Origin of the sequence: Polaribacter atrinae, from assembly GCF_038023995.1 — a bacterium.
Taxonomy (GTDB): Bacteria; Bacteroidota; Bacteroidia; order Flavobacteriales; family Flavobacteriaceae; genus Polaribacter; species Polaribacter atrinae.
On the sequence record NZ_CP150660.1, the window covers coordinates 1,348,889 to 1,371,184 of the forward strand.

Genomic DNA, 22,296 nt, shown 5'->3' on the forward strand with positions numbered 1-22,296 from the left:
TTATTTATCCTATTGATAATTTTGCAGCATCTTTCCATAGATAATGAGGTATAGGCTCATTCAATTCCCAATTTATACTCATTGGTTTTGATCCTTTATAATCTTTTAAATTTCCTTCTCCAATAAACACATAACCTAAGCTATTTCCATATTGATTTTTTGATTTCTCTCTAACAAAAAGTAATATTCGTTTATCCTCTTCTTTATGCTTTATGTAAGACAATCCTTTTCCTAAATCTGGTCTAGCAGAATTTTGAGTTTGCCAATGAAACAATAATTCATTTACTGCATAATCATCGTACATTGTTGTTGGTGAAAAATTTTCTTCTGATTTAATAAGGTTGATAAATAAAATTTCAGTTTTTAATTCTTTATTTAATGCAGTTCCTTCTCTATTTGAAGATTTTTTATTAAAAATACTAAATTGAAAAGCTGTTAGAATTTGATCCCTAGTATAACGACTATGTAATTTTAAAGGCTGTTCATAAGGAAGTTTAATAGGTAATTCTTTAAAGTCGATATTTTCTATTAATACTTCTAGAACTTCTTTTATTTCTTCAACTAAAACACTGTTTGAACCAATCGCTTTTATGCTTTTTTCTAATGAATCAAACCCGCCTTCTTTTTGCCAAACATCATAATGTAACATTAAAAGCATTGCCTTTTCATTTTCATCAAAAAGTGAAATATTTATGATAAAATCTAGTTTCGCTATTTTTAAAATGAAAGAAAAATAACTTAACGAATTTGTTGAAAGCCATTTTTTTGATATTGCAGAAACAATGGATTTTTCATTTTCAGAATCAAAACCTTCTATTTTTCCTGCAAGTTGACAAAGCCTTTTCCAACTACCTCTCTTGTAAATTGATTCTAATGGAATATTATATAATCTACTAAAGTTACCGATTGTTAATCTTAAATTAGTATCATGTTGAAACTGTTGAATTCTATTTATTAGGTTTTTCTTATTTAAAGAAGTTGCAGCTGCTATATTTTTAAGAATAGTCTCTTTTGTTTTTTTCTCTAAAATTATTGAGCATCCTAACGGTAAGTGAGGAAAATTATCTTCAACCTCCTTTACAACAGTGGTATTTGTTTTACCAATTAATGCTCTAAATTTACTTTCAAAATTATACTCTGGTCTAGAATTACCAACGAAATCCAAAACGGTTAAACAATCTTTTTCTTCATAAAGTCTTAAACCTCTTCCTAGTTGTTGTAAAAATATAGTTAGACTTTCTGTTGGCCTTAAAAAAAGTAAAGTATCAATTTCAGGTATATCAATTCCTTCATTAAAAATATCAACAACAAATAAATAGTTAATTTCTTTTCTCTCTAATTTTTGACGAATATGAACTCTATCTTTACTATTATTACTTGTTAAATAATCCGCTTTCAAACCTGCTAAAGTAAATTTTTCTGCCATGTATTTGGCATGCTCCATAGAAACACAATAACCTAAAGCCCTAACCGCGTTAATGTCTTTAGTGTATTTATCTAAAGCATTTATTATTTCTCCTACTCTCCTATCGCTTTCTGTATAAACATTTGTTAATTCACTTGCGATATAACGTCCTCTAACCCATTTTATATTAGATAAATCTATACTATCAGTAATTCCAAAGTATTGAAAAGGACAAAGCAATTTTCTGTTCATTGCTTCAGGAAGTCTAATCTCTGCTGCAATTTTGTTATCAAAATCTTCTAGAATATCTCCACCATCCATTCTCTCAGGAGTTGCCGTAAGACCAAGAAGTACTTTTGGTTTGAAATAATTTATTATTGACCTGTAGCTTTTTGCTTTTTGATGATGACATTCATCAATAATTATATAATCATAATAATCTGCTGAAATGCTCTCTATTTCAAGTTGATTATTTACAGTTTGAACAGAAGCAAATACATACTCAAAATTATCAGGAACCAAACCATCAACCCATAATTCACCAATGTTGTTATTTTTTAAAACACCTTGAAAAGTTGAAAGTGATTTTTGTAAAATCTCTTTTCTATGTGCCAAAAAAAGTAATTTTGATGATTTATTGTTTTTCCGAAACCGTTTATAATCGAAAGCAGAAATTACAGTTTTCCCTGTTCCTGTTGCTGCAACGACAAGGTTTCTATATCTATTATGAATACTTCTTTCAACTTCCAGTTTTTCTAAAACTTCATTTTGATAAGGAAAAGGTTTGATATCAAAATGAACACTTGTGTTTTCATAAGACTTACTAAACTTACTTTGTTTTAATGCATCTTGAAGCTTCTCTTTATGTATAGAATCATCAAATAATTCAAAATATTCACTTTCCCAATAAGCATCAAATGTCTTTTGAAACTTGTCGATTATGTGGCCGACTTCTTTAGTAGTAACTTTTAAATTCCATTCTAAACCATCAGTTAATGCTGACCTAGAAAAGTTAGAAGAACCAATATATGCAGTATGAAAACCTGAATTTCTATAAAACAAATAAGCTTTAGCGTGTAGCCTTTCGTTTCCTGTATTATAAGATATTTTAATTTCTGTATTTGGGAGTTTAGAAAGTAATTGAATAGCCTTATAATCTGTTGCTCCAATATAAGTTGTTGTAATAACTTTAAGCTCTCCACCACGTTCAGTGAATTCTCTTAATTCTTTTTCAAGAATTATTATCCCTTTAAATTTTATAAAAGAAACTAATAAATTAATTTTATCAGAAGAAAGTATTTCTTTTTTAAGCTCACTTTCTAATGATAACCCGCCATTTCCTCCCGTAAATAATTCACTTTGAGTTAAAGTTGTATAAGGAGTTATTTCTTTTAAATGTAAATCTAAATTTGAGAAATGAGCATCAGTTTTAAAAAAAACAGCTTTTAGAATTTCACCTTCTATTTTTACTAAATCTTCATCAAATTCTTGTTTACCTATCTCTTCTTTTAAAAGTCTTATTATTTTATTAGCAATCTCAATTTGTTGTTCAACTTTGTTTTTTCCTAAAATTCCAAAAGCGTGCTTTAAAGTTTTTGATAAATGTTTTGAAAGTATGTTTGAAGCCTCTTCTTTATCAATTAAAGTTTTCTTTAGAAAAAAATGATCTTTATTAAGTTCATTTAATTTTTCAGATACTAACTGTGTCACTAACTCTTCATATATTCCTTGATTCATAATTCAACAAATTCTTTTAAAATTGGTAAATCAGCTTCGGCCCAATCTAAATTAATCAATTCATTTTTATTAGCTAGTACAAAATCGCAATGCTCTCTTAATTTTAAGTCCCCAGAAACATATAGAGCAGTATATGGAATTAATTTTATTTTAAAATTAGGGTATTGATGAACAACTGGAGTCAACCTTTCTTTTACTTCAATTTGAATATTTAACTCTTCAAATATTTCTCTTTTAATACAATCAATTTCAGATTCTCCTACTTCAATTTTACCTCCTGCAAACTCCCATTTAAAAGGAAGTTTCATTGTTTCACTTCTTTGAACTGCTAAAATTTTATCATCAAAATTAATGATTGCACACGTAACATAAATAATTTTATCTTTCATTTTACACAATTTTCTTATCTAAACCATCTCCAAAACCGATTAAAAGGAAACTCCTTACACCTTTTTTGATTGCATTAAAATCAACCTTCCGATAAACCAAATAGGTCACCACCGTACAAGCCCACAATAAAGACACATTACATTGAACTTTTACCACAAACGATTCTGTTAATGAATAAGAAATTAAAAACAATAATTCGTAAAAATTTAATTGAACAGCAATACTAAATTAACAATTATTCACTACCAACACTCTTAAAACCATCTTCAAAACTTCCTGTTCTTAAACTAGGAACAATTTTATAGTGCTCTTTTATAAAAGCAATTTGTTTTACATTAACCGCCGGTAAAGGAATGTCTCCTACTGTCCAGAAATAACTTTCTTTTGTTGGTGAATTGTAATGAAATTTATTTTCTGTATGTTGCTCAAACGCTAAACTCATGCTAGAGTTTACATTTGGTTGTACAATGTTTTTGGGTTTTAACAGACTTGTTTTGGTATTCGTTTTTTTAATGGTGGTATAATTACTCAATTTTAATTCGGTTAAAAAAGGAACCAAACTTAGTAACAAACTTACATAGGTAAACAGCATGATTATTTTTTCTTTTCTAAAAAACCAAACACAAATTTGCATGGAAAAGAATAACATATAGAAAAAGAAGAATCGATATTGTGGAGAAAAGATCCAAGCCAATACAAAGTTTAAAACACCAATTAAATACAAAATAAAAACTGATTTTTCTTTGCTTTTTAAATACCATAGAAAAGGAAAAGACACCAATAAAACCACAAATATGATATTGATAATTCCATTGAATTTAAACGAGGTTATCCACGCAATAAATAACTGATAAGTAGAAAGACTGTTTAAATCTTGATAATCAAAAGCAGCATTATACGTACCTACTTTAAACAATTGAATGAGCTCTGTTGGTACTTTCCAATCTACATTTAGAACATCTAAAATTTGTAACGGATATAACAAGTACCCCGTTAGAACAACGTTTTTCATTAAAAACAATCCCAACACAAAAAATGAGAACACCATTGGTTTTACCAAATTCCTTTTCAGGGTTTTATAATGTTTTACAAATAGAATGATGGGTAACAAAATTAAAATGCATGTTGTAATTTTTATGACACATAAAAAAACTGTCAGCAAGAAAATAAGGATAAAATTAGAGTAATCTATATGCTTAAAATGTTTTATAAAAAGATAAAATACCAACTGACTTATTAAAAACACTGGTAAATCTGGTGAAGGTGCGTTGATGAAAAAAATCATAAAGGGCAAACCAATCAATACACTACCAATATATAATTGATGTATTTTTTTTGTTGTCTTAAAATGATGCAATTGTTGAAAGCAGAAAAATGAAAAAATGACTAAAAAATAACCATTCAAATCGTTAAAATTGGTTTCTAAAAACGGAAAAGAAAAAGTAGCTTGTAAAATGTGCCAACTAGAAGTCTGTGCAAAAAAGATATGTAAATTCCCTAATCCTTTTACAAAACCATATTCATTTAACCATTTAATGGTTTTTATATAATAACTTTCATTATCAAAAATAGATGGCGTAACCGAAGACATTGCCAAAGCAATGATAAAAATAAAAATGAGTCCAAATTTATAGGTTCTACTAAATGACAACCAACTTATCTTACATTGATTCAATTGCATTTTAAATTCTCTTTTAAAATACAACATACCTGCAATGTTTATACAATTCATTATTGCATAAAAAACAATATCTAAAGGAAAGAAAAAAGCATACGACCAGCTAAATAGCGTAATAGAAAATAATCCTAAAATATGGTGAATGGTAAAATTATGATTGTCAATTTTAAATAGTCTTTTTAATAAAAAACCAAAGCTTAAGGAGGATATAAAAATATAAATCCAATTAATTAAAATTAAAAACATGTGTTATTTTAAAATTGATTTTAGAGATTACAAGTTACGAATAAAATAATTTTCTACTTCGTTAAATATCGAATTGTTCTCAACTGCACTCGAACTGACAACTCTTAAAAAAATTGATACATAGACACATAGAAAACATAGCTTTTATGTTATAAACATGAAATCATTTTAAATGTATAGGCTCATATATAAATATCCGCTAACGCGAGCGTCACGCTCGTGCAATCAACAATAATTCTCGGATAACAATCTATGCTTTTTTTTGTAAATAGAAATTAGAAAGTACGAGCGAGACGCTCGCATTAGCATTGCATTGTGTTTAATCTGATAACTCTTGAAAAAATTGATACATCGATTTTGGTAATAATGTATCTGAATCCAATTTGAATTGACAATGTCTTCCTAAACTTGTCAAAGGATCTTTAACACGCTAAAAAATCTTCGACAAACTAAGACTGACAATGCACTAACTGAATTGTAGCTATAAAAAACCTAAAACAAAATACAAACAGGCATTGGTGCAACAACTTCACTTACAAAAGTCAATTTACCAGTTGTAGCATCTCTTTTAAAAGAAACAATATTATCGGTATCTTGATTTGCAACTAATAAAAATTGCTCATCTGGAGAAAGTGAAAAATTACGTGGGTTTTTCCCTAATACAGATTCGTAACCAACTGTTTTTAAGCTTCCGTCTTCAGAATTTACTTTATAGATAACAATCGATTCGTGCCCTCTATTTGAGGCATATAAAAAAGCACCATCTTTAGAGATATGAATATCTGCTGCCTTACTATACGCCGTAAAATCTTTTGGCAATGTAGAAATGGAAGCATCTACAAAATAGACTCCTTCTTTTTCTTTTACGATAGAAACCGTGTTGTTTAACTCATTTAAAACATAGATCCATTTATTATTTGGATGAAATGTTAAATGCCTTGGTCCTGCTCCTTCTGCCATTTTTAAAGATTTCTGCACGGTAGGAATCAATTGTTTTTTTTGAGTATCTATTGTAGAAAACAACAATTCATTGGTACCTAAATCTACAGAAATAACTTCTTTTTTTGTTGGATGAAACCAAGCCGAATGTGCATGAGGACCTTCTTGTCTCTCTGTTATACCTTTACCAATATGTTGTTGTACATTTAATACTTCTGATAATTTACCAGAAGCATCTGCTTTTAGCAAACCAACACTTCCACCACCGTAATTTGCCGTTACAATATAATTATCATCATTTATAGCTACAAAACAAGGGCCTCCTCCACCAGACTCTTCTTTACTTATCAAGTGTAAAGAATCTTTTTCAATTTTAAATGATTTTACAAAACCGGTTCCGTTTACATTGGTTTCTCCAACTGCAAAAAGCACTTTATCATCTTTAGACTTTGTTAAAAAAGTAGGATTTATCGTTTCTGCAACCAATCCTATTTTTTCTAATTTTCCATGTTCTGAGAGTTTGTATTTATAAATTCCTTTCGCATCTTTTTGGGTATACGTACCAACGTAAAAAGAAGTAGTCATGGTGTCTGTGTTTTCGGTTTCTTTTTTAACTTTTTCAGTTTTACATCCGAAGAAAAATATAGCTAAAAGAAATATTGGGAATCCTTTCATCATTTAAAATATTTTAAAAATTGGCAGTCGTAAATGTGCCGGTTCGTAATGAGGTGATTTTTTATAAATAAAATTCAATTGCGCTCTTGGACTATTTGCAAATTCAATATCTAGCTCTAATTTTTCATCAAACTCCTTTTTTATAGATGGATTGTCCATCAGAAATTGTGCAGCTAAATCTTCAAAAACATAATCTGAATATCCTTCTTTTTGTTGTAAAACCGTGTCGAAGAAATTCCAATTAAAAAACGAATCTGTTGCTGCGGCTTCTAATGTTTCTAACAAATAACGAACGCCGTTTTGATTTGTAGCAATGTATATATCTCCTTTTTTAAATTGAAAATCTTGAGTTGCTGCATTTACAATAGTATTATAATGTAAATAATGACCTTCGTACGCCGTTTTACGTGTTTCAAATTTATCAATATGATTTACTTCAACAGTAATTATGGTATCGTTTTTAAAACGCGTAAATTCTATTTGATTATTTTTTAATCGCTCTATAACCTGATGCCAACCTTGTTCTAAAATATACCCTTTGGGGATTTTTACAGATTGTGTTTCCACAAAATTATTGTAATAATTTACCGATTTTGTATACGGCTTTGTAGTATCATAAAACAAACGTTTTCCGGTGGTTACTTTGCTTTCTATATATTCTGCTTCATACCCTTTAAATTGTAATTCTGTAGCTTTTTCGGTATCAACCTTAAAAGCAATAGGATACGTTTTCTGTTCTAAAACTTCCGCTACAGCATTTGCTCTTAATTCTTTAATTTTTGCTGAATTTACTTCTGTAAAATCTAACGCAGAAAACAACAATTCATACGTTTGCTCTACTCTTATTTTATAAGGTTTTAACATATGCGTTTCTACCATTAAACCTAAGGTATTAAACAATGTTGTATACCCTGTAGAGTATCTTGGCGAATCGAAAAACTGAGAAAAACCTGCTTCTGGTGTTGTGCCCCAAACATTTACATAAGGTGTAATTGAAATTCCCTTTTGTTGCAATGAGTTTTCTAAACTCGGACGCATTTTTGTTTCTATAAAGCCACCTAACTTTCCGCCTAATTTATTATGTTGGGTAAACAAATGTGTAATAGCATATTGGTAATCTGCCCCATTACTGACGTGATTGTCTATAAAAACATCTGGATTTACCGTGTGAAAAATTTCTGCAAATGCAGCTGCGTTTCTAGAATCTTGCTTGATAAAATCTCTATTTAAATCGTAATTTCTTGCATTTCCACGAAACCCATACGTTGTTGGGCCATTTTGATTGGCTCTTGTGTGCGAATTTCTATTTAAAGAACCGCCAACATTATACACAAGAATGACACAAATAACCGTGTTTTTATACTTTTCTATTAAAGAATCATTCTGTACAAGATCTCTAAGCAACAACATCGAAGCATCAATTCCGTCAGATTCTCCTGGGTGAATTCCGTTATTGATTAAAATTCTATTTTTTGATGAATTTTTAATTTCATCAACATTAAAAACACCTTCTCTACTATACACGACCAAGTGTAGAGGTTCTCCAGAATCTGTTTGTCCAAAAGAAAATAAAGCAACAGAACTATGTGCTTCTGCCAAATCTTTATAATAAGAAATTACTTCTTTGTATTCGGGTGTTTCTGTTCCTTCAGATTTTTCGAAAAGTGTTGTAAAATCTTTATCTTCTTTAGATAAACGGTCACAAGAAACTACTAACAATACAACAAGAACTAAAAATAATGCTCTAAAAAATTTACTCATATTTATTTAACTCTAACCGTTTTAGGAACTAATTTGGTATAATCACCATCATTTCTAATAACATCTCTTACAATAGATGAAGAAATATAAGACGTACTTGCTGCTGTTAATAAAAACACTGTTTCTATTGGTGCTAAATCTCTATTGGTGTGTGCTATGGCTTTTTCGAACTCAAAATCTGCAGGATTTCTTAAACCTCTTAAAATAAAATCGACTTTATTTTCTTGGCAAAAATGAACCGTTAACCCTTTATAGGTTACCACTTTTATTTTAGGTTCGTGTGCAAAACAATCTTCAATAAATTTTTTACGCTCTTCTAAACTAAACATATAATTTTTATCAGCATTTATACCGATAGCAATAATTAGCTCATCAAACAATTTTACACCTCTCTCAATGATATCAAAATGACCTAATGTTATTGGATCAAAGGATCCTGGGAAAATTGCTTTTTTCATTCTATTGAATTTGATTTTTTAATATTTTAGAAAACTACAAGAATTGTATCAATGTCAGTTCTTGTAATTTTTAATAAAAAAAATGTATCAAGAACTATTTAAAAACCAAAAGTGGCATTCTCGATACAAATTTTATCATTTTAATCGTAATAAATAAGTCTGCGTTATAAAAGAGCAGCTTGTATTGCGTTATCAAATAACTCTTCTAAAGAGATTCCTGCAACTTTTGCTTGTTGTGGCAATATACTTTCTTCGGTTAAACCTGGTACGGTGTTCATTTCTAAAAAATGAGGTTCTCCTTTTACTAAAATATACTCTGAACGCGAAAAACCAGACATGTTTAAAATTTGATAAACTTTTATAGCTATTGCTTCTACTTTTAATTTTTCTTCTGCTGATATTCTAGCAGGCGTAATTTCTTGAGATTTCCCTTCATATTTTGCTTCATAATCAAAGAAATCATTTTCTGTTACTATTTCTGTAATTGGCAACACTTTTGTTTCTCCTTTATACTGAATGACTCCTACAGACACTTCTGGTCCGTCTAAAAAAGACTCGATTAAAATTTCTGAATCTTCTTTATAAGCTTTTTCTAAAGCAGGCAACATGTTTTCTTTTGTATGCACTTTAGAAATACCGTAACTAGAACCTGCATTATTAGGTTTTACGAAACAAGGCAAACCAACTTTATTGATTATGGTATCTAAATCTATAACATCTCCTTCATTTAAGTAAATAGAAACAGCTGTTTTAATTCCATATTCTTTTACAACACTTAGTGTATCTCGCTTATTAAACGTTAACGCCATTTGATAAAAAGGTGCAGAAGTATGTTTTAAATTGATGAGTTTAAAATACGCTAACAAAGTTCCGTTTTCTCCTGGCGCACCATGTATTGCGTTAAAAACACAATCAAAATTTATTTTTTTATCCCCCAATACAAAAGAAAAATCGTTTTTATTTATGGGATACTCTTGATTGTTGTCATCTAAAGCAACCCATTTTTCTTTTAAAATATGGACTCTATACGGATTGTATTTCTCTTTGTTTAAGTGGTTGTACACTACATTTCCGCTGGTAAGCGAAATATTAACTTCGGATGAATAACCACCCATAACTATAGCGATGTTCTGTTTCATAAATTCTAAAATAATAAAACAAATTTATCAAAATAATAATAGAAATAGCAACGTTTAGTTTTTATATCTTTGTGCGTTCTAAAAATCAAAAAATGAGTGTTTTTCAATTTCTTAAAAGTAAATCCTTTTTTATACAAGTTACCATTGCAATTGTAGGATTATTGGTCTTTATTTTTGCTTTAAAATATTGGTTAGGGTATTCTACCAATCACGATCAAAAAATTCAGGTTCCTAACTTGCATAAAATGTCTTTAGAAAAAGTGGAGCTAAAGTTAAAAGAATTAAATTTAGATTTTATTGTAATAGATAGTGCTAGTTACAACCCAGATTATCCAAAAAGATCTGTGATTGAGCAATCGCCAGAAACAGGAGATTTTGTAAAAGAAAAACGTAAAATTTATTTAACGTTAAACCCTTCTAAATATAGAGATGTTACCATTCCTAATTTAAACGGAAGAACAAAAAGACAAGCAACGTCTCATTTACGTTCTATTGGTTTTAATATTGGTACAAACCCAATTTCTGTTAGAGATATTGGTAAAGATGTTGTACGTGGACTGCGTTACAAAGGAGAAATTTTAAATGAAGGTGATAAATTACCGCTAAACTCTATTGTAGATTTAGTTTTAGGTGACGGAAACGGAAACTAGTATTCAGTATTCAGTATTCAAAAATAAAAAATTAAACTGTTAAAGGTTGATATTCGATGAATATCCACTTCGACTTAAAAAATAAATTTTGCAAGAAAATCAACCTCAAGATATAGAAAACGACGATTTATACGAACATCACAGGTTTACAGCTAGTGAAGGACAAGAGCCTTTAAGAGTTGATAAATTTTTAATGAATTTTGTAGAAAACGCAACCCGAAATAAAATTCAACAAGCTGCAAAAGCAGGAAATATTTTGGTGAATGATGTGATTGTAAAATCGAATCATAAAGTAAAACCAAATGATGTTGTTAGAGTTGTTTTATCGTATCCACCAGCAGAAAACTTATTAGTTGCAGAAGATATTCCGTTAGATATCGTTTATGAAGATGATACTGTAATTGTAGTGAACAAACCTGCAGGTATGGTAGTGCATCCCGGTCACGGAAATTATTCTGGTACTTTAGTCAATGGCTTAATTCATCATATAGAAAACTTACCTACAAATTCTAACGAAAGACCAGGTTTAGTACACAGAATTGATAAAGACACAAGTGGACTATTAGTAGTTGCAAAAACCGAATTTGCATTGGCACATTTATCAAAACAATTTTTCGACAGAACTACAGAGCGTTTATATTATGCTTTAGTTTGGGGAAATGTAGAAGAAGATGAAGGTACTATTGAAGGAAATATAGGACGTAGTTTAAAAAATCGTTTACAAATGTCTGTTTTTCCTGATGGAGATTTTGGAAAACATGCAGTTACACATTATAAAGTTTTAGAGCGTTTAACGTACGTAACTTTGGTACAATGTAAATTAGAAACAGGTAGAACGCACCAAATTAGAGCGCATTTTAAACATATTGGGCATACTCTTTTTAATGATGAGCGTTATGGTGGAGATGATATTTTAAAAGGAACCACGTTTACCAAGTACAAGCAATTTGTAAATAACTGTTTTAAAGTACTACCTAGACAAGCACTACATGCAAAAACATTAGGATTTACGCACCCAAAAACGGGAGAATTTATGCGTTTTAATTCTGAAGTACCAACAGATATTATAGAGTGTTTAGAGAAATGGAGAACCTATTCTGAAAATTCTAAGAATATAGATTTAGAATAAATAACTTTACTTTCTATTTTATTTTTAATTCTTTTTTATTGAACCAATTATACTCAAAATCTATTTTGCTTATACAACTTCACTTACTAGTTTTTTAGAACTTAATAATTCAAATAATGTATCTATTCCTTTTGTTACATTTTTCTTAAATATAGCTTTTACTAGTAAGAAAATAGCCAACTTTTTTAAAGGTGATTTTGCTTCTAAATAAGTTTCTAGAACTAACTGACAACGATTAGCACTTAATGGTGTTATAATATAAAATTGATATAATGCATCTAAAGGAATCGGACTCTTGGTCATTTCTCCATACACCAACTGTCCCGGTTTTACCTCTTTAGTGATGACCACAAAATCTAAATGTTTTTCATTGACCACACACATGCTCAGAACCTAACCTTGTTACTTCATTTACATTAAATATAATTTCATCAACACCTTCTTTCCATTTACTCCTATAACCGTAATTGGTTAAGGTTTCTAACAATTCGGCAGCAGAAACAGGAAATTCTTGCTCTAAAGTAAAACTTGGTGGTTTGTTAAAAACAACTTTATTAGGCGTAAGAAATGATCTTAATTTTAAATGATCATTATCAATTACAGAAAATAAATAATCTAATTTTTTGCCATCATAAATATCAGTCCCTTCTTCAAACTTGTATAATTTTGATTGATAACTGCCAGACAAACCAATGGTATCTGTTAACGCTTTACTAAGCAAAACATAATTATCGCTATCAACAGAATTTTTCATTAAACGATGTGCCTCAATAACCTCACTACCAAAAGGTTTTCTATTATTCTGAATCGTTAAAAACTGTAGTTCGCCACAATGTGCAATAATTTTTAACTGTAATTTAGGTGCAGAAGAACAAGCGCTACAAGGACAAATTCTATTTTTTTCTAATAATTTTAAATGACTATAAAACGCCGTAAATATATGTTCGGATAATGCTAACAACCGTTCTAAAGATGGCACATCATTTTCTTTATAAAAAAACAAGGCATCACCTTCTACTTCTGCTAACTGTAACTCTTCTGTATTTGCTGCGATTAAAACTTCTAATAATTCTGAAATTACATGCTGACTATGTTCCACTTCTGTAGTTTGAACAAATTCTGTAAATCCAGAAATATCAGGTAAAAAAAGTAAAGATTTGCCCATGTTTTATTGGTCGATTTTAAGACTTAAAACTAACTAAAAAATAGATATAAACAATTATTATTTAAGTATCAGTTATTACATTCTTAAAAAGTTTGCGATTTATCTTATCCATTGTATTTTTACACATACAATAAAAGCATACCATGAAAATCATAATATCACCAGCAAAATCTTTAGATTTCGAGAGTAAAGTACCAACAAGTCTATACACACAACCGCGTTTTTTAGAACAATCAGAAAAACTAAATAAAAAGCTAAAAACACTTTCTAAGAAAAATTTATCTGAGTTGATGAAAATTTCTGATGATTTATCTGCTTTAAATTATGATAGAAATCAAACTTGGGCAACTCCCTTTACAAAAGACAATGCAAAACAAGCTATTTATTCTTTTACAGGTGCTGTTTTTAAAGGAATTGATGTAAACTCTATTGAAGAAGAAAAAATACCTTTGCTTCAAAATAATTTAAGAATCTTATCTGGTTTGTATGGTATCTTAAAACCTTTAGATTTAATTCAGCCGTATCGTTTAGAGATGGGAACTCGTTTAAAAGTAGGTACAAAAGAAAACCTATACAAATTTTGGGACAACACTGTTGCAAATGCTTTAAATGAAGAACTAGAAGATGGTGAGTTACTCGTGAATTTAGCCAGTACAGAATACTTTAAAGTGATTCCTAAAAAGGTTTTAAAAGTACCGATGATTACGCCAGTTTTTAAAGATTTTAAAAACGGAGAATATAAAATTATTATGACCTACGCTAAAATAGCTCGTGGTTTAATGGTGCGTTATATTATTGACAACAACGTTAAAACCATAGAAGATTTAAAAGGTTTTAATGTTGATAAATATCGTTTTTCTGAAGAATTGTCTTCTGGAAATGATTTGGTTTTTACAAGGTAAAAAAGTAAGCAGTTTTCAGTCTTCAGTAAACAGTTACAAACAGAATGTAAACTACCTACTGAAGACTGCCTACTAAATGATTAACAATCTACAATTCTAACTGTAACTGCCAAACCACCTTCCGACGTTTCTTTGTAATTTTTATTCATGTCTTTTGCAGTTTCCCACATGGTATCAATTACGCTATCTAAATGCACCAAAGCTTCTTTAGGGTCTGTTTCTAACGCAATTTCTGCTGCATGAATCGCTTTTATGGCTCCCATAGAATTACGTTCTATACAAGGCACTTGTACCAAACCACCAATAGGGTCACAAGTTAAACCTAAATGATGTTCCATGGCAATTTCTGCTGCCGACAAACATTGTGCTGCTGTACCGCCTAATAACTCTGTTAAAGCTGCTGCTGCCATTGCAGAAGACACGCCTATTTCTGCCTGACAACCACCCATTGCTGCAGAAATTGTAGCATTCTTCTTAAAAACACTACCAATTTCACCAGCAGTTAATAAGAATTTTTTAATTTGTTTAAAATCAGCTTCGTGATTTTCTATCACCAAATAATACATTAAAACAGCCGGAATTACTCCTGCACTTCCGTTTGTTGGTGCCGTTACAACTCTACCTAAAGCAGCATTTACTTCGTTTACAGATAGCGCAAAACAGCTAACCCATTTTAATATTTCTCTAAATTTAACTTCTGTACTTCTTATCGCAGTAATCCATTCTTTCGGATTGTTGTAACTAGTATCTTTAATTAGTTTTGTGTGTGTATCAAAAGCACGTCTTTTTACATTTAAACCTCCAGGAAGCCTTCCTTCTGTATGGCAACCAATGTACATACTCTCTAACATGGTATCCCAAATTCTATGCAATTCTTTATCTATATGTTCTGCAGAATTGAGTTCTAATTCATTTAAATAAACAACTTCTGAAATTGATAAATTATCTTTCTCACAATATTCTTCTAACTGAATCGCTCTGTTAATTGGATACGGAAAATTCTTTTTATTAATTTCTATTTCTTCTTCTAAATGATCGTTTTCTTGCACAATAAAACCACCACCAATTGAATAATAGGTTTCTTTAGAAATCTCTTCTCCATTGCTAAAGCCGGTAAACGTAATTCCGTTTGCATGAAAAGGTAGAAATTCTCTATTAAATACAATAGATTTTTTATAAAAGGGAATTCGTTTACCTCCTTTAAATAAAATTTCTTCTTCCGCATTTATTCTATCAACAATAATAAAAACATCTTCTATTGGTATATATTCCGGATCTGCTTCACTTAAACCCAAAAGTATTGCCAAATCGGTAGCGTGTCCTTTACCCGTTAAAGAAAGAGAACCATATAAATCTACCTGAATAGCATCAACTACATCAAATTTATTTTTTTCTTTTAATTGACGTATCCATTGTTCGGCTGCTCGCCAAGGCCCAAGGGTATGAGAACTTGAGGGACCAACACCTATTTTAAGCATATCAAAAACACTAATAAATTGCGACATTCGTAAGATTTAATTAAAAACAGTGGTAAATGTAAAAAATCCAACTCAATGAGTTGGATTTTTTTATCAAAATTATATTTTATATTAGTTGTATATAGATTCTTTACCAAATTCAACCGCTAACATATAGTAAACGACAGCTCTGTATTTATTCCTTTCAGATTTACCAATTGCTTCAACAACTTTATTGATTGCTTCATCTAATTTTGGACCATCAGCCAAACCTAATTTTTTAATTAAAAAATTATTTTTAACCGTTAACAATTCTTTTGCATCTGAACCAGATACCGTTTCAGCATCTTTTTTATAAATAGATGGACCTAATCCTTTAGTTACAGCTTTTAATAAGTCTGCATTATATTTTAGACCTTTATCGTCCATAAACTTAGAATACTGTGCTACTTTTTCGTCAAATTTACTCATGATTTTTTTTAAATTTTAGATTTATAACTTATAGGTTTACTTTATCTGAAAATAGAACTATCCAAATATAAGGAATTAAAAATTATATTCAAATATTCTTTCTTTTCAATCTATTAGATACAATTTATGTCATAATGTCACATTAATTTTAAATATTTTTTTAAAACTACTGACATTTGCTAGTCAAAAAGCGGTTGGCACAGCATTTGCCTAATAGAAAACGTAAAATTGAATTAAAATTTATTAAAATAAATATTATGAGTAAAATAATTGGAATTGATTTAGGTACAACAAACTCTTGTGTTTCTGTAATGGAAGGAAACGAGCCAGTTGTAATTCCTAACGCAGAAGGAAAAAGAACTACACCATCTATCGTTGCCTTTGTTGAAGGAGGAGAACGTAAGATTGGAGATCCAGCTAAAAGACAGGCTGTAACTAACCCAACTAAAACAGTTTATTCTATTAAACGTTTTATGGGTAACAAATTTTCTGAGTCTACTCAAGAAGCTACAAGAGTTCCTTATAAAGTAGTAAAAGGAGATAATGATACACCTAGAGTAGATATTGATGGTCGTTTATATACGCCTCAAGAAATTTCTGCAATGGTGTTACAGAAAATGAAAAAAACTGCTGAAGATTATTTAGGATCTGAAGTAACTCAAGCGGTTATTACTGTACCAGCATATTTTAACGATGCACAAAGACAAGCTACAAAAGAAGCTGGTGAAATTGCAGGTTTACAAGTAAAAAGAATTATAAACGAGCCTACTGCAGCTGCATTAGCTTATGGTTTAGATAAATCTCATGATGACAAGAAAATTGTTGTTTTTGATTTTGGTGGTGGAACACATGATGTTTCTATCTTAGAATTAGGAGATGGTGTTTTTGAAGTATTAGCTACAGATGGAGATACACATTTAGGTGGTGATGATGTTGATGAAAAAATCATTAACTGGTTAGCAGAAGAATTTAAAGCTGATGAAGATTTAGATTTACGTAAAGACCCAATGTCTTTACAACGTTTAAAAGAAGCTGCAGAAAAAGCGAAGATTGAATTATCTTCTTCTGCTTCTACAGAAATTAACTTGCCATATGTTACTGCTACTGCTAGCGGACCAAAACACTTAGTAAGAACTTTATCTAGATCTAAATTTGAGCAATTAATTGACGATTTAGTAAAAAGAACTATTGAGCCTTGTCAAACTGCTTTAAGAAATGCAGATTTAACAATCTCTGATATCGATGAAATCGTATTAGTTGGTGGTTCTACAAGAATACCTGCTGTACAAGAAGCTGTTGAGAAATTCTTTGGAAAAGCGCCAAGTAAAGGTGTAAACCCTGATGAAGTTGTTGCTTTAGGAGCTGCTATTCAAGGTGGAGTTTTATCTGGAGATGTAAAAGATGTATTGTTATTAGACGTTACACCTTTATCTTTAGGTATTGAAACAATGGGTAATGTTTTCACAAAATTAATTGATGCAAACACTACTATTCCTACAAAAAAATCTCAAGTATTCTCTACAGCAGTAGACAATCAACCATCAGTAGAAATTCACGTTTTACAAGGTGAAAGAGCTATGGCTGCAGATAACAATACTATTGGTCGTTTCCATTTAGATGGTTTACCTCCAGCTCAAAGAGGAATTCCTCAAATTGAAGTAACTTTTGATATTGATGCAAATGGTATTATTAAAGTTTCTGCTTTAGACAAAGGAACTAACAAATCTCATGAAATTAGAATCGAAGCTTCTTCTGGTTTATCTGAAGAAGAAATTGAAAAAATGAGAAAAGATGCAGAAGCAAATGCTGATGCAGATAAAGTTGCAAAAGAAACTGCAGAAAAAATCAACGAAGCTGATTCTATGATTTTTCAAACAGAAAAGCAATTAAAAGAATTTGGAGATAAATTATCTGATGATAAAAAAGCTCCAATTGAAGCTGCATTAGTTGAATTAAAAGCTGCACATGAGTCTAAAGACTTAGCATCTATTGATACAGCTTTAGCAACAATTAACGAAGCTTGGAAAGTTGCCTCTGAAGAGATGTATGCTGCTCAAGGTGGTGCTGCAGGAGCTGATGCTGGTGCACAACAAGCACAACCAGAAGCTGATGCTCAGGGAGACAATGTAGAAGATGTAGATTTCGAAGAAGTAAAGTAAGCAGAGAACCAATTTTGTAAAACAAAATTGAGTGAATCGCTTATCCCGATGAAAGAAGGATTTTCATAAAGAAATCCCCGATTATTCATTGGGATCTCATAAAAGTTTTCTAAACTTGATTTGAGATTTATTCTAAAAAGAAAAAACATATTTTCTTAAAATAATTAAAACGCAATCATTCATTTGATTGCGTTTTTTTTTTGTGTCTTTGCGAAGGAGGAACCACTAAAGCAATTTATTCTTTTAAAAAAGAGGTTGTTTCATTCCTCTCAATGACGTTTTATTTATCTTTACAGAAAGTAATAAGCACCTTGAAAACCTACAACAAAACCAACTTCTTTAAACATACTTTCTGCGAATTCAAACAAGTTGATGACTTTGATTTCCCGGAAGAAACCAATTATAAAAGTAAGTCTGAAAGCATGTATTTTTATACTGATGAAGGTGTCTATAGAAAATCGAATCATTGGGGACGCGTTGCCAATTGTAGATGGAAAATCATTGCAAACGCAGGGTATAAAAATCAACAAACAGTAATTGGTTTTGCAAAATGGAACAACTTCTACCCTATCAATTCAACAGCAAAAATATTTTTTGTCGCTGTAAATTTTGAAGAAAAAACAGCCAACATTCAACCTAAAAAAGAAGAAACTAACAACCTTCTTTTTACATTAAATGAAGCGAGACAAAAAGTAAAACAAATAGCAATTTTATTTAAAGAAACAAAATGGGCCAACTATTTTGATGATGACATAGAAAGCCTTCGTTTTAAAGTGATTACAGAATTCATCAATACAAATAAAACGTTACAAGAAATTAAAAGAGAAATAAATATTTCTTAAAGTAGCAACCTAAAGGTGTTTTAAAAAACATTTATTTTAGATTCCCGATTTCTCGGGAATGACAATTTTAACGGAAACCTTGAGAAAAAAAACTCAAGGAAATCTTTTCAACTATAAAGGAATTCCGTGGTTGTTTTTAATTTCTCCCATTACAAAAGTACTGTGCGCACTTCCAATACCTTTAACAGAACCCAAACTTTGCAATACAAAAGATTGGTAATGTTTCATGTCTTTTACCATCACCTTTAACAAGAAGTCGAAATCACCAGATACATTGTAACATTCCGTTACTTCTTTAAGAAACATAATATCTTTTACAAATTGATTTCCTATTTCTTTTGTGTGTTCCTTCAACGTAATATTACAGAATACAATTAAAGAAACATCTAACTTTTCGCTACACAAAACAGCAGTTGTTTTTTTTATATATCCTTCTTTTTTTAATCGTTTTACGCGATCAAAAACAGGTGTGTTAGTTAGGTTTACCCTCTGTGCAAGATCTTTTGTAGTAATATCTGCGTCTTTTTGCAATAAACGAAGTAATTGTAAATCAATTTCATCAATTTGATACATAGATTTTTTTTCTTTTTCAGGTTCAAATACAGCGCTTAAAAGTGTTTTACACTGTATCTGTCGCTAAAATAGTTTTATATTCTGAATATATATCAAAACACATTATTTTTATTTAGAATACATAAGTTTGTACAGTAATTAAAACTTATAACTATGAAAACTACTATTTTAGGGCATCCAAGAATTGGAGAAAAAAGAGAACTAAAAAAAGCAATTGAAAGTTACTGGAAAGCAAACATCAGTGAAAAAGAATTATTAGAAATTGCTAGCGACATCAAAAAGAAAAACTGGTTGAATCAAAAAGATATAGGAATTGATTTGATTCCTTCGAATGATTTTTCTTTATACGACCAAGTTTTAGACATGTCGTTAACGTTAAATTGCATTCCTAAACGATTTAGAGAATTAAAAAATAAGGTTTCATTTGTAGATTTATATTTTTCTATGGCTCGTGGTTTTCAAAAAGATAAGTTTGATATCGTAGCGATGGAAATGACCAAATGGTTTGATACAAATTATCATTATTTGGTTCCTGAGTTTGAAAAAGAGCAACAATTTGAATTAAATTCATGTAAAATTATTAGCGAATATCGCGAAGCTTTACAAATAGGTATCAATACTAAACCCGTATTAATTGGACCTTTAACCTACCTTTTAATAGGAAAGGAAAAAGAAAATGGATTTCATAGATTAGATTTAATAGACCGTTTATTACCTGCTTATATTGATTTAATTGAAGAATTAAAAAATGAAGGTGTTACGTATATTCAGTTTGATGAGCCTTATTTATCCTTAGATTTAACCAATAAAGAACAAGAGGTTTATTTAGAAACTTACACTATTTTGAAAGATAAGTTTCCGGAGATTCAATTCATTTTAGCTAATTATTTCGGAACCTTACATGATAATTTAAACCTAACACTTTCTTTACCTGTTGATGTTTTACACGTAGATTTAATAAGAGGTTTAGATGAATTGGACACTATTTTAAAGCATCAAAAGAAAGAGCAAATACTTTCTTTGGGTATTGTTGATGGACGAAATATTTGGAAAACCAATTTTGATGCATCCACAGAAATTATCAACAAAGCAAAAGCTATTAAAGGCGATAATATTTGGATTTCTTCTTCATGTTCTTTGTTGCACAGTCCGTATGATTTAGCAAATGAAAAAGACAGTGCTATACCAGAAGAAGTAATGCAATGGTTGTCTTTTGCGAAACAAAAATTACAAGAAATTGTATTGCTTAAAAAAATAGCTCAAGGCACCTTACAAGCTTCCGACATTAAAGAAATTGAAGCCAACAAACTCGCTTTTATCAACAAAGAAAAATCTGCACTTATACATAACAACAAAGTTAAACAACGTATAAATGCATTAACAGAAGCAGATAGTTTAAGGAAAAGTATTTTTGCAGAAAGACAGAAAAAACAGCAACAAGAATTACAATTACCTCTTTTCCCTACCACAACTATTGGTTCTTTTCCTCAAACAAAAGAAGTTAGATCTTTACGATTAAAATACAAAAAGAAGCAATTATCCGAAGAAAAATATAACTCATTTTTAGAAGAAGAAATAACTAGTGCTATCAAATTTCAAGAAAATATTGGTTTAGATGTATTGGTACATGGTGAGTTTGAGCGAAATGACATGGTAGAATATTTTGGAGAAAGATTGGCTGGTTTTGCCTTTTCTAATTTTGGATGGGTACAAAGCTATGGTTCTAGATGTGTAAAACCGCCTATTCTTTTTGGTGATGTTTCTAGAGAAAAGCCGATGACTGTAAAATGGACAGCATATGCGCAGAGTCTATCTAAAAAATATGTAAAAGGAATGCTTACTGGCCCTGTAACTATTTTACAATGGTCTTTTGTTAGAGATGACCAATCGAGAGCACAAACGTGCAATCAAATTGCTTTAGCCATAAGAGATGAAGTTGCAGATTTAGAAAAAGCAGGCATAAAAATTATTCAGATTGATGAACCTGCCATAAGAGAAGGTTTGCCATTAAGAAAAAATAATTGGGCAGCCTATTTAAAATGGGCGGTTAATGCTTTTAAAATATCGGCAAGTGTGGTTAAAGATGATACTCAAATTCATACACACATGTGTTATTCTGAATTTAACGATATCATTGCAAATATTGCAGATATGGATGCCGATGTAATTACCATAGAAACGTCACGTTCGGAAATGGAATTATTAGATGTTTTTGTCGACTTTAAATATCCCAATGAAATTGGACCTGGAGTTTATGACATTCATTCTCCAAGAGTACCAAACGTATATGAAATAGAAAGTTTACTAATAAAAGCAACAAATTTATTACCTCAAGAAAACATTTGGGTAAACCCAGATTGTGGTCTAAAAACGAGAGATTGGCCAGAAACAAAATTGGCTTTAGAGAATTTAGTTGCTTCTGCAAAATTAATGAGAGAAAGAGTAGCAAGTGTCGTTTAATAAAAATCAGAACAGTTTAGGAATTAGTCTTAAACTGTTCTCTTTTTTTACGTAAACATA

At 30.2% G+C, this 22,296-nt stretch carries 18 protein-coding genes; 6 read left to right on the forward strand and 12 right to left on the reverse strand.

The window, feature by feature from the left end; translation table 11 throughout:
- Window positions 1-4: 4 nt before the first annotated feature.
- From WG945_RS05920 to WG945_RS05950, 7 genes are all read right to left on the reverse strand, one after another.
- Complete coding sequence (locus tag WG945_RS05920) at window positions 5-3,142, reverse strand: DEAD/DEAH box helicase (RefSeq protein ID WP_068450668.1); 3,138 nt, start codon at window positions 3,140-3,142, stop codon at window positions 5-7.
- On the reverse strand, window positions 3,139-3,531 hold the full coding sequence (locus WG945_RS05925) for a (deoxy)nucleoside triphosphate pyrophosphohydrolase (protein ID WP_197482095.1): 393 nt from the start codon (window positions 3,529-3,531) through the stop codon (window positions 3,139-3,141). Before WG945_RS05925 ends, WG945_RS05920 begins: the two co-directional genes overlap by 4 nt.
- Before the next feature lie 236 nt (window positions 3,532-3,767).
- Complete coding sequence (locus WG945_RS05930) at window positions 3,768-5,456, reverse strand: LIC_10190 family membrane protein (protein ID WP_068450664.1); 1,689 nt, start codon at window positions 5,454-5,456, stop codon at window positions 3,768-3,770.
- Window positions 5,457-5,948: 492 nt separating this feature from the next.
- Entirely contained in the window at window positions 5,949-7,073 is a 1,125-nt protein-coding gene (locus WG945_RS05935) for a lactonase family protein (RefSeq protein ID WP_231874676.1), read from the reverse strand.
- Window positions 7,074-8,831, reverse strand: coding sequence for a M14 family metallopeptidase (locus WG945_RS05940; RefSeq protein WP_082864259.1), 1,758 nt, complete (start codon window positions 8,829-8,831; stop codon window positions 7,074-7,076).
- A gap of 2 nt (window positions 8,832-8,833) precedes the next feature.
- Window positions 8,834-9,289 (reverse strand): pantetheine-phosphate adenylyltransferase, encoded by a 456-nt coding sequence (gene coaD, locus WG945_RS05945; RefSeq protein ID WP_068450662.1) that lies wholly within the window; start codon window positions 9,287-9,289, stop codon window positions 8,834-8,836.
- Between the two features lie 164 nt (window positions 9,290-9,453).
- Window positions 9,454-10,428: a D-alanine--D-alanine ligase gene (locus WG945_RS05950; RefSeq protein ID WP_068450660.1), complete on the reverse strand. Its 975-nt coding sequence runs from the start codon at window positions 10,426-10,428 to the stop codon at window positions 9,454-9,456.
- A 92-nt stretch (window positions 10,429-10,520) separates the two neighbouring features.
- Between WG945_RS05950 and WG945_RS05955 the strand changes: the two genes are divergently transcribed.
- Together WG945_RS05955 and WG945_RS05960 are read left to right on the forward strand one after the other, a co-directional pair.
- On the forward strand, window positions 10,521-11,078 hold the full coding sequence (locus WG945_RS05955) for a PASTA domain-containing protein (protein ID WP_068450658.1): 558 nt from the start codon (window positions 10,521-10,523) through the stop codon (window positions 11,076-11,078).
- 88 nt (window positions 11,079-11,166) lie between these two features.
- Complete coding sequence (locus tag WG945_RS05960; protein ID WP_068450653.1) at window positions 11,167-12,207, forward strand: RluA family pseudouridine synthase; 1,041 nt, start codon at window positions 11,167-11,169, stop codon at window positions 12,205-12,207.
- A 69-nt stretch (window positions 12,208-12,276) separates the two neighbouring features.
- Here WG945_RS05960 and WG945_RS05965 read toward each other — a convergent pair whose 3' ends face one another.
- Complete coding sequence (locus WG945_RS05965; RefSeq protein ID WP_157603683.1) at window positions 12,277-12,558, reverse strand: hypothetical protein; 282 nt, start codon at window positions 12,556-12,558, stop codon at window positions 12,277-12,279.
- 16 nt (window positions 12,559-12,574) lie between these two features.
- Window positions 12,575-13,372, reverse strand: a complete 798-nt coding sequence (locus WG945_RS05970; RefSeq protein ID WP_157603682.1) for a DUF2652 domain-containing protein — start codon at window positions 13,370-13,372, stop codon at window positions 12,575-12,577.
- A gap of 143 nt (window positions 13,373-13,515) precedes the next feature.
- Here WG945_RS05970 and yaaA point away from each other — a divergent pair, with 143 nt between their 5' ends.
- Complete coding sequence (gene yaaA / locus WG945_RS05975; protein WP_068450651.1) at window positions 13,516-14,274, forward strand: peroxide stress protein YaaA; 759 nt, start codon at window positions 13,516-13,518, stop codon at window positions 14,272-14,274.
- Window positions 14,275-14,354: 80 nt separating this feature from the next.
- Here yaaA and WG945_RS05980 read toward each other — a convergent pair whose 3' ends face one another.
- Together WG945_RS05980 and WG945_RS05985 are read right to left on the reverse strand one after the other, a co-directional pair.
- Window positions 14,355-15,779, reverse strand: coding sequence for an L-serine ammonia-lyase (locus WG945_RS05980; RefSeq protein WP_068450649.1), 1,425 nt, complete (start codon window positions 15,777-15,779; stop codon window positions 14,355-14,357).
- Between the two features lie 84 nt (window positions 15,780-15,863).
- Complete coding sequence (locus WG945_RS05985; protein ID WP_068450648.1) at window positions 15,864-16,202, reverse strand: DUF2853 family protein; 339 nt, start codon at window positions 16,200-16,202, stop codon at window positions 15,864-15,866.
- 257 nt (window positions 16,203-16,459) lie between these two features.
- Here WG945_RS05985 and dnaK point away from each other — a divergent pair, with 257 nt between their 5' ends.
- Together dnaK and WG945_RS05995 are read left to right on the forward strand one after the other, a co-directional pair.
- Window positions 16,460-18,361: a molecular chaperone DnaK gene (gene dnaK, locus WG945_RS05990; protein WP_068450883.1), complete on the forward strand. Its 1,902-nt coding sequence runs from the start codon at window positions 16,460-16,462 to the stop codon at window positions 18,359-18,361.
- 311 nt (window positions 18,362-18,672) lie between these two features.
- Complete coding sequence (locus tag WG945_RS05995) at window positions 18,673-19,203, forward strand: hypothetical protein (protein WP_231874675.1); 531 nt, start codon at window positions 18,673-18,675, stop codon at window positions 19,201-19,203.
- Between the two features lie 111 nt (window positions 19,204-19,314).
- Here the strand turns inward: WG945_RS05995 and WG945_RS06000 are convergent, their stop codons facing one another.
- Window positions 19,315-19,776, reverse strand: coding sequence for an Lrp/AsnC family transcriptional regulator (locus tag WG945_RS06000; RefSeq protein ID WP_068450645.1), 462 nt, complete (start codon window positions 19,774-19,776; stop codon window positions 19,315-19,317).
- Between the two features lie 153 nt (window positions 19,777-19,929).
- Between WG945_RS06000 and metE the strand changes: the two genes are divergently transcribed.
- Entirely contained in the window at window positions 19,930-22,236 is a 2,307-nt protein-coding gene (gene metE / locus WG945_RS06005; RefSeq protein WP_068450643.1) for a 5-methyltetrahydropteroyltriglutamate--homocysteine S-methyltransferase, read from the forward strand.
- Window positions 22,237-22,296 lie beyond the last annotated feature (60 nt).

Coding starts and splice junctions, on each gene's coding strand:
- WG945_RS05920 (WP_068450668.1), bottom strand. CDS start 3,142: ATGAATCAAGGAATATATGAAGAGTTAGTGACACAGTTAGTATCTGAA.
- WG945_RS05925 (WP_197482095.1), bottom strand. CDS start 3,531: ATGAAAGATAAAATTATTTATGTTACGTGTGCAATCATTAATTTTGAT.
- WG945_RS05930 (WP_068450664.1), bottom strand. CDS start 5,456: ATGTTTTTAATTTTAATTAATTGGATTTATATTTTTATATCCTCCTTA.
- WG945_RS05935 (WP_231874676.1), bottom strand. CDS start 7,073: ATGATGAAAGGATTCCCAATATTTCTTTTAGCTATATTTTTCTTCGGA.
- WG945_RS05940 (WP_082864259.1), bottom strand. CDS start 8,831: ATGAGTAAATTTTTTAGAGCATTATTTTTAGTTCTTGTTGTATTGTTA.
- coaD (WP_068450662.1), bottom strand. CDS start 9,289: ATGAAAAAAGCAATTTTCCCAGGATCCTTTGATCCAATAACATTAGGT.
- WG945_RS05950 (WP_068450660.1), bottom strand. CDS start 10,428: ATGAAACAGAACATCGCTATAGTTATGGGTGGTTATTCATCCGAAGTT.
- WG945_RS05955 (WP_068450658.1), top strand. CDS start 10,521: ATGAGTGTTTTTCAATTTCTTAAAAGTAAATCCTTTTTTATACAAGTT.
- WG945_RS05970 (WP_157603682.1), bottom strand. CDS start 13,372: ATGGGCAAATCTTTACTTTTTTTACCTGATATTTCTGGATTTACAGAA.
- yaaA (WP_068450651.1), top strand. CDS start 13,516: ATGAAAATCATAATATCACCAGCAAAATCTTTAGATTTCGAGAGTAAA.
- WG945_RS05980 (WP_068450649.1), bottom strand. CDS start 15,779: ATGTCGCAATTTATTAGTGTTTTTGATATGCTTAAAATAGGTGTTGGT.
- WG945_RS05985 (WP_068450648.1), bottom strand. CDS start 16,202: ATGAGTAAATTTGACGAAAAAGTAGCACAGTATTCTAAGTTTATGGAC.
- dnaK (WP_068450883.1), top strand. CDS start 16,460: ATGAGTAAAATAATTGGAATTGATTTAGGTACAACAAACTCTTGTGTT.
- WG945_RS06000 (WP_068450645.1), bottom strand. CDS start 19,776: ATGTATCAAATTGATGAAATTGATTTACAATTACTTCGTTTATTGCAA.
- metE (WP_068450643.1), top strand. CDS start 19,930: ATGAAAACTACTATTTTAGGGCATCCAAGAATTGGAGAAAAAAGAGAA.